This window comes from Pseudomonas sp. ABFPK (assembly GCF_001586765.1).
GTDB lineage: Bacteria > Pseudomonadota > Gammaproteobacteria > Pseudomonadales > Pseudomonadaceae > Aquipseudomonas > Aquipseudomonas asiatica.
The window spans coordinates 14,588-27,543 of record NZ_LQXW01000024.1; the positions used below are offsets into that span (position 1 = coordinate 14,588).

Consider the following 12,956-nt stretch of genomic DNA (forward strand, 5'->3'; position numbering starts at 1 on the left):
TATCAATCGTCCGTGCGTAGGTACTGGTAGAGAGTTTCCCGGCTGATGTTGAACTCGCGGGCAAGCTGCGCTTTGGGCTCGCCGGCCGACGCCCGCTGTCGCAGGGTAGCAGCCTGCTCGTCGGACAGGGCCTTCTTGCGGCCCCGGTACGCGCCGCGCTGCTTGGCCAGGGCGATGCCCTCCCGTTGCCGCTCACGGATCAGGGCGCGCTCGAACTCGGCGAAGGCCCCCATCACCGACAGCATCAGGTTGGCCATCGGCGAGTCATCGCCGGTGAACACCAGGCCCTCTTTCAGGAACTCGATACGCACGCCGCGCTGGGTCAGCTTCTGCACCAGGCGTCGCAAGTCATCGAGGTTACGGGCCAGGCGATCCATGCTGTGCACCACAACGGTGTCGCCCTCGCGGACGAAGCCGAGCATGGCCTCCAGCTGGGGACGCTGGGTGTCCCTGCCCGAGGCTTTGTCGGTGAACAGCTTGCCGACCTCAACTTGCTCAAGTTGTCGTTCCGGATTCTGATCGTAACTGCTGACCCGGACATAACCGATGCGTTGTCCCTGCAAGATGCCTCCATGGGCTGTAGGGCTTACGTTGGTTTTTGGTTCCATTGCGCCCGAAGCCTTGAATTTGTCAGGCTGAAATCTATGACCTTGGCAAGCATGTGTCAAAGAATGTGAAAGCGGATTCTATTCTGACGGCGCGGTGCGGCCTTGCCTGACATCCAGTTAGGGTATAGCTCAGGCTGACATCCAAACAGGACGCCCTAGTCCGGGGGTGACTCGCAGAAATTGCCCTCTTCCTGTAGACTGTTGCGGCCATTGAGTTACTAAAGACACTCGATAAGACCTCATGCTTACCCTGCAAAACATGATCTGGCTGCCTACGCCGCCATAGCGCTTCGCCCCCCGCATCATCTGTGACTGCTTGCTCTGCCAGCGGTCGCGTTCTGCTGTGCTTTAGGTTTTAACACCCGCCACAGCTCCTCTACATCCGACAATTTGACCTCGTATCGACCAGCTGCACATGGCCTGCGCCATGCTGTTCTGCGCGATCCATTGCCTTGGGAATTCTGATGCTCCACTCGTTAAAACAAACCTGGTTATCCAACATCCGTGGCGACATCCTCGCCGGTATTGTGGTCGCACTGGCCCTAATCCCTGAAGCCATCGCCTTCTCGATCATTGCCGGCGTCGACCCCAAGGTCGGCCTGTACGCCTCTTTCTGTATCGCCGTGGTTATCGCCTTTGTCGGTGGTCGCCCCGGAATGATCTCGGCCGCAACCGGTGCAATGGCACTGCTGATGGTGACCCTGGTCAAGAACCATGGTCTTGAATATCTGCTGGCCGCCACGCTGCTATGTGGCGTGCTACAAATCGCTGCTGGCTACCTGAAGCTCGGATCGCTGATGCGCTTCGTCTCGCGCTCGGTGGTGACCGGTTTCGTCAATGCACTGGCGATCCTGATTTTCATGGCTCAGCTGCCCGAGCTGACCAATGTCACCTGGCACGTCTACGCCATGACAGCCGCAGGCCTCGGCATCATCTATCTGTTCCCCTATGTCCCCAAGATCGGCAAGCTCATCCCATCGCCGCTGGTGTGCATCATCGTGCTGACCGCCGTCGCCATGTCGGTTGGGCTGGATATCCGCACGGTCGGTGATATGGGTGAACTGCCGGATACGCTACCGATCTTCCTCTGGCCTGACGTGCCGCTGACATTCGAGACGCTGGCCATCATCTTCCCTTATTCGGCAGCACTGGCTGTGGTCGGTCTGTTGGAATCGATGATGACCGCGACCATTGTCGACGACCTGACCGACACCTCCAGTGACAAGAACCGCGAGTGCAAGGGTCAAGGCGTGGCCAACATTGCTTCGGGCCTAATCGGCGGTATGGCAGGTTGCGCGATGATTGGTCAGTCGATCATCAACGTTAAATCCGGCGGTCGTTCTCGTCTGTCCTCCCTGGCCGCAGGCGTATTCCTGCTACTGATGGTGGTATTCCTCGGCGACTGGCTGAAGCAGATCCCGATGGCTGCGCTGGTGGCAGTGATGATCATGGTGTCCATCGGCACCTTCAGTTGGGATTCGCTGCGCAACCTGAAGAAGCACCCGTTGTCGACCAACATTGTCATGGTCGTCACCGTGGTGGTCGTGGTCGCCACCCACAACCTTGCCTTCGGCGTGTTGGCCGGCGTACTGCTGGCCGCGATGTTCTTCGCCAACAAGGTTGGCCATTACATGGCGATCAGCTCTTTGCTGGACGAAGCCGGCGAGCATCGTAGCTATAACGTCACCGGCCAGGTGTTCTTCAGCTCGGCAGACAAGTTCGTCGCGGCCTTCGACTTCAAAGAAGCCCTAAACAAGGTAACCATCGACCTGAACCGTGCTCACTTCTGGGATATCACCGCCGTTGCCGCTTTGGACAAAGTGGTCATCAAATTCCGCCGCGAAGGCACCGAAGTTGAAGTGCTGGGCCTCAACGAAGCGAGCGCCACTATCGTGGATCGCTTCGGTGTTCACGATAAACCCGACGCCATTGATCAACTCATGGGCCACTAAGAAGGAGAACAACAATGACCCAAGTAATTGCCTGTATAGACGCTTCCGCCTCGGCTCCAGCCGTGTGCGACTACGCGGCCTGGGCCAGTCTGAGCCTGGAAGCCCCGCTGACCTTCCTGCATGTGCTGGATCAGCGCCAGTACCCGGTTACGGCCGATCTGAGTGGCAATATCGGCCTTGGCAGCCGCGAGCATCTGCTCGATGAGCTTGCTTCCCTGGATGAACAGCGTGGCAAGTTGGCCCTTGAACAAGGGCGGATCATGCTTGCGGCCGCAAAAGAGCGGGCCATTAAGGATGGCGTGGCCGCGCCGGAGTCCAAGCAACGTCATGGCGATCTGCTGGAAAGCCTGCAAGAGCTGCAAACCGAAACGCGCCTGCTGGTCATCGGTCGCCAGGGCGAATCTAGCGGTGGTCTGAGTCAGCATGTCGGAAGCCAGCTGGAGAGCGTGATCCGTATCATGCACCGACCGATTCTGGTCACCCCGGCCAACTTCCAAAAGCCTGAGAGCGCGATGCTCGCCTTCGATGGCGGCGCTACTACCCGCAAGGGTGTGGAGATGCTGGCGGCCAGCCCCCTGCTGAAGGGGCTGCCGATCCACCTGGTCATGGTTGGGCCCGTGAGCGACGAATCGTCGGCGCAGCTGGACTGGGCGCAGAAAGTGCTGCTCAACGCCGGATTCACTGTTCGCGCCGAGGCCCTGAACGGCGAGATAGAGCCTACCCTCCACGCCTATCAGAAAGAGCATGGCATTGATCTGCTGGTGATGGGGGCCTATGGCCATTCACGTATCCGGCAGTTCCTGGTCGGTAGCACCACGACCAGCATGCTCCGCACCACCACCAGTCCGTTGTTACTGCTGCGTTAATGTCCATGGACGACGCCCTGGATCTTGCCCATTTCAAGACCCTGCTGGAACAGCGGGCTGCCGAGCTGGATCAATTGCTGGAAGACGCTGAGTCTCGCTCGCAATCGGTAGAGCTGGATCAAAGCAAGGTAGGGCGTCTGTCGAGAATTGATGCACTCCAGCAGCAAGCAATGATGGCTGGTGTAACCAATGCGGCGAGTTGATCGCCTCGGGCCGTCTGGAGTTCGATCCGGCCACGCCATTGTGCATCACCTGTGCGAGTCGCACCGAGTCGGATTGAAATCGTCACGACTCGTGGCGTCAGCCCAAATAACGAGGCTCCTAATGTATTTGATGGCTAAAAACTGGCTGAGCCGAACACGGAAAGCAAGCGCTTGGATGTGGGCACTGCTGTGCCTTGTGTTGCTCACCGTATTCCAAGTCCGCACCCATCACCTTGATGATCGTTTGTACTTCTGGATAAAGACCAGCTGGCACACCGACGATTGGCAGGAGCGCTCTGTGTGGCTGCCTGGCTATCGGGTTGAACTGGATGCTAAGGCGGTCCCCGGTGTGGACAACAATCTTTCGGGTCTGACCTTTGACCCTGACCTAAACCTGCTGTGGGCAGTCACCAACGGCCCAAACGAACTATTGGCCCTTAGTCGTGACGGTGATGTGGAAAGGCGTTACAACCTGGATGGCTTCCACGATGTGGAGGCGGTCTCCTATGCCGGCAACGGCCAGCTGGTAATCGCCGAGGAGCGCCGGCAGAGCCTGGTTATTGTGGATGTCCCCATCGCCGAAGACGGTAAGCTTTCTCCCGATCGTTCATTGAGCCGGGACCAGTATCCAGCTCTGACCCTGGCGCTTGGCAAGGAGGACAACAAAGGCCTTGAAGGGCTCGCCTACGACCTGAAAGGTGATCGCTTGTTTGTGACCAAGGAGCGTGACCCTCGCCAATTGCTGGAAGTGGGCGGCCTTCGTGCCAGCCTGGCAGGAGGTTTTTCCCTGCACGTGCGCGACCTGTCCAACTTGGTAAAGGACAAGGTATTTGCCACTGACTTGTCTTCGGTCGTCTTCGACCAACAGAGTGGCCATCTCATACTGCTCAGCGACGAGTCGAAACTGCTGATTGAAATGACCGATGAGGGCAAGGTGGTGAGTTTCCGTTCCTTGGCGAGGGGTTTTGCTGGTTTGCTGAAAGGCATACCCCAGGCCGAAGGCGTAACCATCGATGATGAAGGGTATTTGTACGTGGTCAGTGAGCCAAACCTGTTCTATCGCTTTACCCGTGAACCAGATTGACCAGCCAACAAGCTACTGTCGGGCGTGGTCGGGACACTTGAGCTGTTAGCGTACGATTTTTTCCGAATTCTGCGGGCTCCCCAACAAGCGCGGGAGCAGTTTGAGCACTACCAGGCATCGGTCGCGCAACAACGCAGCGACGAGCGCCAGGCCACTGAGCAACGCCAGCAGCGCCTGGAACACGAATTGGCAGCGCTCCGGCAGCGTCTGCTCGCGCAGCAAACCCGCCTGGGCGAACTGCAGGCGCAGGAACAACGCCTGGTGCAGGACCATGATCGTCTAGAGAGCACCCTGCTCACGACGCAAGCGACGCTCGCGCAGAGTCAGATTGCGCATGAACACGTCTTACTTCAATTCACCGACTTGCAACAGTCGCATCAGGCACTGGAGCAGCGCCATGGCCAAGGTGAGCAGCGTTTGGCTGAGACGCGGACTTACCTGGCCGTCAATGAACGGGAGCGAAGCCTGCTGGCGGAACGCTTAAGCCAAACTGAAAGCCAATTGAGCCAGTTGGCCACAGAAAAGCAGCTTCTCGTGCAAGACAACGCGGTGCTGTCAAGCCAGCTCGCAGAGTCCAGAGCGATGAAGCCGAAGACTTGTTGACCGAAAAAGGCGCCTACCTCAGGCGCCTGAAACCATCCTCCAAACCAAAGGAGCCAAACAGGAGGACAGTGGAGCAATCAACTCTTCAATACACAGCCTGGCTGGAAACCAAGGTCGTAGATGAGGAGAGTCGCCATGCGTAACGCCATTACCTACACCGTCCTTGCTACCTTCATAGCCCTTGGAACTGTTGCCACGGGATTTGCCGAACAGGCCAAAGCCCCCGCCCAAAGCAGTGCCGAGACAAATAAGGGTGAGGACATGCACATGATGGACGGCAACCATATGCCGATGATGGACATGCAGGAAATGTCCAAGATGATGAAAAACTGCAATACAATGATGGAGAACATGAACCAACACATTGGAATGGAGTCCCCGAAGGGCGATAGCAAGGCACAATAGCGATCTGGTTCACGTCGGCCGTCTCCGTCCCTCGCCGGTGTGCGCCCCGACACGGAGGCCGACCTTGCCGCTCCAGATATCGTTCTCAAAACTGCCGAGGAGCTGCTTCCCCTCATCGACGGCCTTGTAGTAATTCAAACCACCGACCAAGGCGACATCATCTGCAAGCGGGTAGCTCCAGGTAGTGCCGGTATAGTATTGGTTTCAGGCATCCTTGAGACAACTGGTGTAAAGGCTGAAGCCAAGGTTGTCGTTGGGTGTGTAATCACCGCCGACTATCCACGGAGAGCCGACTTCGCCTGCGTAGAAGGTTGCAAAATCATCCCGCATGCTGCTGGAGCTGGGTTGGCTCATCGCGTGCAGGCGTCCGCCCTGTAGCACCAAGCCCTCGACACTGGTGTTGTATGCGGTGACGCCGCGGAAGCTTTCCGGAAGCAGTCGCGAATCGCCGTACTGCACGACAGGCGTGACAGGGAAGACATCGCCTACTTTGATTTCAGTGTCCAGGAAACGGGTCTTTACGGCGCCGCCGAGCTTGGAGTAATTGTCCTCGGCCTGGCCGAGCCCGACTCGAATCGGCCTATGACTCCGTGGGCCCATTCTTCCGAGTAGCCATTTCCTGTACTGCTGGACTGGCCTTTGCGAAAATCACGGTTGAAGTAGAAATTTCGATTGAGGATGCTCAGGCTGCTGCCTTCGATGAATCCCTCGCCTTTTTCCTCGGCGGCCATTGCAGCCTGCGCAGCGCTGATGCTCAAGACGATCTGAGAAAGTCCCAACAGGGCCTTGTTGTTCATAAACGCTCTTGATGTTTTGGCAGATTTTTCATTGTGCGGTTGTGTATATGCCGAAGCGCGCCGGGCATAGCCGGGTGCGCTTCTTACATACTTCCACATGCAAAATAACGTCAGGGTGACGTGAAAATTACTTTTCCGTCAGCAACACGTCAACAATGCTCAGTGCTGGCTCCTGCAGTCCGTTCCTGATACGCGGTACTCCAGAATATGCAGGTTTCCGCTCGAATCCTCGTAGGTCATTTGCGCAGGCATCACATCGCAGTTGCCATTGGTCGACGTGACGTGAATGACCTTGGCGATGTCGAGCTTCATGCCATAGCGGTAGTGAGTGACTTCTGGCGGGTTCTTGCCTTGGGCGCTAGCGTATTCGCGCATGGATTGCTCGTTGGCCTGGATCATCTTACCGTACAGGCGATCGGAACTGCCATCGGCCCATACGGTGGATGACAGCAGAGTCGCACTCACTATCAGCAGCAGTCTTAGGTGTTTCATAACGGCGATCTCCTCTCGGGTTTTCGATCCACGATTCAACTCTACCTCCGTAGTTAAGTACGGAATCAAGGAGGGAGGAGATGAAGGTCCTGGTTTATGGCGCCGAGATAAGATGGTAGGGCTTAAGTACACTTTCGTCGGGTAACAGCAGCGCATTACTGCGCCACCGCCCCCAAAGAACCGGGCATGAGAGTCGCGCCTCATCCGGCTCAAGTCTTTCGTCAGCACCATGGTCTAGTACCGGGCAATCAATCCACGTCTATCGCAGCTCGACGTTGGGCAAAGTAAGACGACCACGCAGGATCACAGGGATTGGCCAAGTTACGTAGTGCCGTTTCTCGATCCGGCTTAGGTATGTGCGCCACGTAATCACGCTTGATCGTCTTCACGAAGCTCTCGGCCATGCCGTTGCTCTGCGGGCTGCGAACTGGGGGGTCACCGGCTGCAAGCCGATCTGTCGAGCAAACAGGCACGTCTGGTCGGCGGTGTACGCCGAGCCGTTATCGCTTAGCCATTGCACCGGCGTGGCGGGCAGTTGATCACCGAAGCGCCTCTCCACGCTTTCCAGCATCAAGTCGCGGATATCATCGCCGCTGTACCCGGTCGGGCTCGCGACCTAGCCGATGGCCTCGCGATCACAGCAGTCCAGGGCGAAGGTTACGCTCAATTTGGCTCCGTCCTCGCAGCGGAACTCAAAGCCGTCCGAGCACCAACGCGTATCGCTGGTTTGCACCGCAATACGGCCTTCGTGCCGACGCGGCACGCCGGGCTGTTTTCGTAGACAGATTCAGCAGCGGTTGCAGGTGCTCGCCGCACTGGATCACCCAGCGCGCCAGGGTTTGGCGGGGGATATCGACGCCGTGACGACCGAGGATTTTTTTGAAGCGGTGCAGCGGCAGACCATCGACGTATTTGGTGATCAACAGCATCGCCAGGACGCTAGGACTGGCCATGCTCTTTTCGATCAGTTGAGCCGGTTTGTCGGCGGTGACCGGTGCGGCTTCACAGCCGCGGCAGCCGTAGACCTTGTCCGCTGGTTCCCTTCACAACCACTGGCCAACGCAGAGCGTTTTACCCATGCAGCGAAACGATTAGCGGACAGGAAACGGTCCCGTGGCTCGCACAACAGTCGTGAACCAGTTGCACCAAAACAGACTCGATCCGTCGCAGATCCGCGAGCTTGCCACGCACATCCCCAAGCTTCTGCTCGGCGAGCACGCGCGCTTCATCACAGTGAGCGCCGTCATCGAGCCTCAACAGCCCGGCCACTTCTTCGAGGCTAAAGCCCAGCCGTTGCGCGGACTTTACGAATTTCACCCGGGCGACATCGGGGGTTGGGGAGCAATGGAACTGAAAACCAACGTAAGCCGAATTAGAGTTCGTTTTACTCGTCAGCGACTGCGAATTAACGAACTTTGATTCGTGAGAAAGGTTTATTGCACTGATTTTCGGGTGTTGGTGACCTTTCCTCGCGATAGCGGAAACGGTTTCATAAAACGGTCGTTTTTCGAAACTATCCAGACGTTGCAAGGGTTTGCGGGGCAGCGACTGAGCTTAAGTGCACTTTCTGTTCCGTTGCTCCCCCAACCCCTATTTCCAGCAGCGAGGTGATGAATTCGTTTTGCTGTTGTGCGGCGGCGACAAAAGCAGCCAAAGCCGTGATATTGAAGCGGCTAAAAAACTCGCCAGCGAGTGGAGGTCAGAATGAGCGAAAAAATTTACGACTACGACCCAGCAGCAGCCCTAGACGGCCCTGAAGCAATCGCCGTCTTCATGGCGGAGCCCTGCCATTTCCTCTCAGCGCCATAATCCAGGACCTTCATCTCCTCTCTCCTTGATTCCGTACTTAACTACGGAGGTAGAGTTGAATCGTGGATCGAAAACCCGAGAGGAGATCGCCGTTATGAAACACCTAAGACTGCTGCTGGTAGTGGGTGCGACTCTGCTGTCATCCACCGTATGGGCCGAGGGCGGGAGCGACCGAGCGATTGAGCGAATTGCTGCACGCGAGAGGGCTGAAGCGACCCTGGTGGCGGAAACCGTCAAGGAGATTAAGCAACTGGGCCCCACGGCGGCAGGCCGTAGCGAAGCGCAGCCCGCCTGTCCGCCTGCAAAGTAGAGCCTGTGCTACTCGACCAGATGCAACGTGAGCCCACTCTGCTGAGGCGCGAGGGCAAATAGCAATACCAAACTGTGCCCTTTGCAAGTGCTCCTTTGGCCATTCAGCGGCGCTCATTGAGCGCCGCTTTTTTCTAAGCGCAAGCCGACCAACAGGGGCGCCTTACGCAACGGGAAATCCTCGGTTAACGCCCGAGTTGTCCCCATGCAGCGAAACGATCAGCGGACAGGAAACAGTCCCGTGGCTCGCACAACAGTCGTGAACCAGTTGCTCCAAAACTGACTCGATCCGTCGCAGATCCGCGAGCTTGCCACGCACATCCCCAAGCTTCTGCTCGGCGAGCACACGCGCTTCATCGCAGTGAGCACCGTCATCCAGCCTCAACAGCCCGGCCACTTCATCGAGGCTAAAGCCCAGCCGTTGCGCGGATTTAACGAATTTCACCCGGGCGACATCCGCCTCACCGTAACGGCGAATGCTGCCGTAGGGCTTGTCCGGTTCGGGTAACAGCGCCTTGCGTTGATAGAACCGGATGGTTTCCACGTTGACCCCGGCCGCCTTGGCGAAAGCGCCAATGGTCAGGCTTTCCAAATTGTTTTTCATACCGCTTGATTCCGTACATGACTACGGGACTAACCTTAAACCATCGATCAAATGCTCGAAAGGAGAAATGCATGTCTGAACCATCAAACGGGCGCGCCCCTCTTGTCGCCGGGGGGCTTGCGGCGATTCTCGCCTCGGCTTGCTGCCTGGGGCCGCTGGTTCTGATCGCCCTGGGGTTCAGCGGCGCTTGGATCGGCAACTTGACGGTGTTGGAACCTTATCGCCCGATCTTCATCGGCGCGGCGCTGGTTGCACTGTTCTTTGCCTGGCGGCGCATCGTCCGACCGACCGCAGCCTGCAAGCCGGGCGAGGTGTGCGCGATTCCGCAAGTGCGCACCACCTACAAGCTCATTTTCTGGTTCGTCGCCGTGTTGGTCTTGGTCGCGCTTGGTTTTCCCTACGTCATGCCATTTTTCTACTAACCAGGAGTTCATCATGAAAAAACTGTTTGCCTCCCTCGCTCTCGCCGCTTTCGTTGCCCCCGTGTTCGCCGCCACCCAGACCGTCACGCTGTCCGTACCGGGCATGACCTGCTCCACCTGCCCGATCACCGTCAAGAAGGCGATTTCCAAGGTCGAAGGCGTCAGCAAAGTTAACGTGACCTTCGAGACACGCGAAGCGGTTGTCACCTTCGATGATGCCAAGACCAGCGTGCAGAAGCTGACCAAGGCCACCGAAGACGCAGGCTATCCGTCCAGCGTCAAGAAGTGAGGCACTGAAAACGGCAGCGCAGCACATCTGACGCCCTTGTCTGCTACCACAAACGAAAAAGGATCTGTCGCATGACCCATCTAAAAATCACCGGCATGACCTGCGACTCGTGCGCGGCGCACGTCAAGGAAGCGCTGGAAAAAGTACCCGGCGTCCAATCTGCCATAGTGTCCTATGCCAAGGGCGCGGCCCAGCTCGCCCTTGATCCAGGCACAGCGCCGGACGCACTGACCGCCGCCGTGGCTGGCCTGGGCTACAAAGCGATGCTCGCCGATGCCCCGCCGACCGACAACCGCACTGGGCTGTTCGACAAGGTGCGCGGCTGGATGGGTGCCGCCGACAAGGGCAGCGGCGGCGAGCGCCCGTTGCAAGTCGCCGTGATCGGCAGCGGTGGAGCCGCGATGGCGGCAGCACTGAAGGCCGTCGAGCAAGGCGCGCAGGTCACGCTGATTGAGCGCGGCACCATCGGCGGCACCTGCGTCAACGTCGGTTGTGTGCCGTCCAAGATCATGATCCGCGCCGCCCACATCGCCCATCTGCGCCGGGAAAGCCCATTCGACGGCGGCATGCCACCCACACCGCCGACGATCTTGCGCGAGCGGCTGCTGGCCCAGCAGCAGGCCCGTGTCGAAGAACTCCGTCATGCCAAGTACGAAGGCATCCTGGACGGCAATTCAGCCATCACCGTTCTGCACGGTGAAGCGCGTTTCAAGGACGACCAGAGCCTTATCGTTAGTTTGAACGAGGGTGGTGAGCGCGTCGTGATGTTCGACCGCTGCCTGGTCGCCACGGGTGCCAGTCCGGCCATGCCGCCGATTCCGGGCCTGAAAGAGTCACCCTACTGGACTTCGACCGAGGCCTTGGTCAGCGACACCATTCCCGAACGCCTGGCCGTCATCGGCTCGTCGGTGGTGGCGCTGGAACTGGCGCAAGCCTTCGCCCGGCTGGGTAGCCAGGTCACGATCCTTGCGCGCAGCACGCTGTTCTTCCGCGAAGACCCTGCCATCGGCGAGGCCGTCACAGCCGCCTTCCGTGCCGAAGGAATCAAGGTACTGGAACATACGCAAGCCAGCCAAGTCGCCCATGTGGACGGCGAATTCGTGCTGACCACTGGACAGGGCGAAGTGCGCGCCGACAAGCTGCTGGTCGCCACCGGCCGGACACCGAACACGCGCAGCCTGGCATTGGAAGCGGCGGGGGTAGCCGTCAATGCGCAGGGGGCCATCGTCATCGACAAGGGCATGCGCACCAGTAGCCCGAACATCTACGCGGCCGGCGACTGCACCGACCAGCCGCAGTTCGTCTATGTGGCGGCAGCGGCCGGCACTCGTGCGGCCATTAACATGACCGGCGGCGACGCAACGCTCGATCTCGACGCTATGCCGGCAGTCGTGTTCACTGATCCGCAAGTTGCCACGGTTGGCTACAGTGAAGCAGAAGCCCAGCGCATCGGCCTGCAAACCGACAGTCGTACTCTCACGCTCGACAATGTGCCGCGTGCACTCGCCAACTTCGACACGCGCGGCTTTATCAAGCTTGTCGCTGAGGCTGGATCTGGACGCATTCTTGGGGTTCAGGCTGTAACACCGGAAGCAGGCGAGATCATCCAGACTGCCGCGATTGCCATCCGGGCTCGCATGACCGTCCAGGATCTTGCCAACCAACTTTTCACCTACCTCACCATGGTGGAAGGTCTCAAACTGGTGGCACAGACTTTCTCGAAGGATGTGACACAGCTATCGTGCTGTGCGGGCTAAACCAAGGACACGAAAAGAGCGACAGAGGAGTTTTTATGTTTTGCGATATTAGACTAACAGCACGTTGCACCCGTGCATGCTTAACCATTCTGTTGGCGGGTACTGCAGCGTTTGGCTTGTCAAACAATGCGCTGGCGGCCTACGACTTTTCTAAGCTGGGAGCAGCGATCGAAACATTGGCGCCGGAGACCGTCGACGGCTGGGAAAAGAAAGCGAGGGCGGGCGATGCCATGGCGCAGAACATCATGGGTCTTGCCTACAAATGCGGTATGGGCGTAAAACAAGACCATGCTGCATCGATCCAGTGGTTTCGCAGGGCGGCCGAGCAGGGTGAAGCTGATGCGCAGTTCAACCTGGGGCGCCTCTACGCAAGCGAAGTCGACGGTATGTATAAGAAAGGGCGTGCGGCTCCTGCCGACGATGCACAGGCGTTCAAGTGGTACCGCCTCTCTGCCGAGCAGGGACACACGCAGGCTCAAGTCAGGCTGGCTCAACTGTTTGCGAAGGGGCTCGGTGAGGTCGCGCGCGACCAGGTTCAGGCCTACAAGTGGATGAGTCTGGCAGCAGCGTCAGGAGAACCAACGGCAGCAAAAGTCATTGCCGACTATGCGGCTCAAATGAAGCCCGAACAGGTGCAGCAAGCGCAATTGCTGGTCCAGGAATGGAAACGCCGGCAAAGCGCACGCTGACGTGATCTTTGAAAAGCGCGGCATGTAATCGCCAAGGGTGGGTTTATGCCGCGTAACCGCTGCTTGG

At 58.3% G+C, this 12,956-nt stretch carries 13 protein-coding genes and 6 pseudogenes; 12 read left to right on the plus strand and 7 right to left on the minus strand.

Annotated features, from left to right (window positions below; genetic code table 11):
• Positions 1 to 2 precede the first annotated feature (2 nt).
• Positions 3 to 563: a recombinase family protein gene (locus WM94_RS17095; protein WP_011645023.1), complete on the minus strand. Its 561-nt coding sequence runs from the start codon at positions 561 to 563 to the stop codon at positions 3 to 5.
• A gap of 509 nt (positions 564 to 1,072) precedes the next feature.
• Between WM94_RS17095 and WM94_RS17100 the strand changes: the two genes are divergently transcribed.
• From WM94_RS17100 to WM94_RS17130, 6 genes and pseudogenes are all read left to right on the plus strand, one after another.
• Positions 1,073 to 2,560, plus strand: coding sequence for a SulP family inorganic anion transporter (locus WM94_RS17100; RefSeq protein WP_011645024.1), 1,488 nt, complete (start codon positions 1,073 to 1,075; stop codon positions 2,558 to 2,560).
• A 14-nt stretch (positions 2,561 to 2,574) separates the two neighbouring features.
• The gene (locus tag WM94_RS17105) at positions 2,575 to 3,426 is read left to right on the plus strand and encodes a universal stress protein (RefSeq protein ID WP_011645025.1); all 852 of its coding nucleotides are present in this window, start codon (positions 2,575 to 2,577) and stop codon (positions 3,424 to 3,426) included.
• Positions 3,426 to 3,706: pseudogene (locus WM94_RS17110) on the plus strand (TraR/DksA family transcriptional regulator). The gene WM94_RS17105 and the pseudogene WM94_RS17110 overlap by 1 nt, the downstream one beginning before the upstream one ends.
• Positions 3,707 to 3,750: 44 nt before the next feature.
• Positions 3,751 to 4,713, plus strand: a complete 963-nt coding sequence (locus tag WM94_RS17115; RefSeq protein WP_011645027.1) for an SdiA-regulated domain-containing protein — start codon at positions 3,751 to 3,753, stop codon at positions 4,711 to 4,713.
• A 24-nt stretch (positions 4,714 to 4,737) separates the two neighbouring features.
• Entirely contained in the window at positions 4,738 to 5,316 is a 579-nt protein-coding gene (locus tag WM94_RS30185) for a hypothetical protein (protein WP_153575891.1), read from the plus strand.
• A 135-nt stretch (positions 5,317 to 5,451) separates the two neighbouring features.
• Positions 5,452 to 5,721, plus strand: a complete 270-nt coding sequence (locus WM94_RS17130) for a hypothetical protein (protein ID WP_033979952.1) — start codon at positions 5,452 to 5,454, stop codon at positions 5,719 to 5,721.
• 36 nt (positions 5,722 to 5,757) lie between these two features.
• Here WM94_RS17130 and WM94_RS17135 read toward each other — a convergent pair.
• From WM94_RS17135 to WM94_RS29265, 5 genes and pseudogenes are all read right to left on the minus strand, one after another.
• Positions 5,758 to 6,518: pseudogene (locus WM94_RS17135) on the minus strand (OprD family outer membrane porin); the annotation flags it as partial.
• Between the two features lie 159 nt (positions 6,519 to 6,677).
• Positions 6,678 to 7,010, minus strand: coding sequence for a DUF2790 domain-containing protein (locus WM94_RS17140; RefSeq protein ID WP_033979951.1), 333 nt, complete (start codon positions 7,008 to 7,010; stop codon positions 6,678 to 6,680).
• Positions 7,011 to 7,324: 314 nt separating this feature from the next.
• Positions 7,325 to 7,779: pseudogene (locus WM94_RS30810) on the minus strand (DDE-type integrase/transposase/recombinase); the annotation flags it as partial.
• Between the two features lie 13 nt (positions 7,780 to 7,792).
• Positions 7,793 to 8,038: pseudogene (locus tag WM94_RS17145) on the minus strand (transposase); the annotation flags it as partial.
• A gap of 43 nt (positions 8,039 to 8,081) precedes the next feature.
• Positions 8,082 to 8,339, minus strand: a pseudogene (locus WM94_RS29265) (MerR family DNA-binding protein); the annotation flags it as partial.
• 262 nt (positions 8,340 to 8,601) lie between these two features.
• Here WM94_RS29265 and WM94_RS30815 point away from each other — a divergent pair.
• Positions 8,602 to 8,718, plus strand: a pseudogene (locus WM94_RS30815) (type II toxin-antitoxin system RelE/ParE family toxin); the annotation flags it as partial.
• 195 nt (positions 8,719 to 8,913) lie between these two features.
• Complete coding sequence (locus WM94_RS31030) at positions 8,914 to 9,129, plus strand: co-regulatory protein PtrA N-terminal domain-containing protein (protein WP_017849619.1); 216 nt, start codon at positions 8,914 to 8,916, stop codon at positions 9,127 to 9,129.
• Between the two features lie 162 nt (positions 9,130 to 9,291).
• On the opposite strand, the gene merR is transcribed toward WM94_RS31030, so the two are convergent.
• Positions 9,292 to 9,732: an Hg(II)-responsive transcriptional regulator gene (gene merR, locus WM94_RS17160; protein ID WP_003131870.1), complete on the minus strand. Its 441-nt coding sequence runs from the start codon at positions 9,730 to 9,732 to the stop codon at positions 9,292 to 9,294.
• 71 nt (positions 9,733 to 9,803) lie between these two features.
• On the opposite strand from merR, the gene merT reads away from it, so the two are divergent.
• The 4 genes from merT (at position 9,804) to merG (ending at position 12,889) form a co-directional block, all read left to right on the plus strand.
• Positions 9,804 to 10,154 (plus strand): mercuric ion transporter MerT, encoded by a 351-nt coding sequence (gene merT, locus WM94_RS17165; protein ID WP_033869416.1) that lies wholly within the window; start codon positions 9,804 to 9,806, stop codon positions 10,152 to 10,154.
• A gap of 13 nt (positions 10,155 to 10,167) precedes the next feature.
• Positions 10,168 to 10,443 carry a mercury resistance system periplasmic binding protein MerP gene (gene merP / locus WM94_RS17170; protein ID WP_003131872.1) on the plus strand — a complete coding sequence of 92 codons (276 nt, stop codon included), beginning with the start codon at positions 10,168 to 10,170 and terminating at the stop codon, positions 10,441 to 10,443.
• 71 nt (positions 10,444 to 10,514) lie between these two features.
• Positions 10,515 to 12,200: a mercury(II) reductase gene (gene merA, locus WM94_RS17175; RefSeq protein ID WP_034036508.1), complete on the plus strand. Its 1,686-nt coding sequence runs from the start codon at positions 10,515 to 10,517 to the stop codon at positions 12,198 to 12,200.
• Between the two features lie 35 nt (positions 12,201 to 12,235).
• The gene (gene merG / locus WM94_RS17180) at positions 12,236 to 12,889 is read left to right on the plus strand and encodes a phenylmercury resistance protein MerG (protein WP_033869423.1); all 654 of its coding nucleotides are present in this window, start codon (positions 12,236 to 12,238) and stop codon (positions 12,887 to 12,889) included.
• The last annotated feature ends 67 nt before the right edge of the window (positions 12,890 to 12,956 follow it).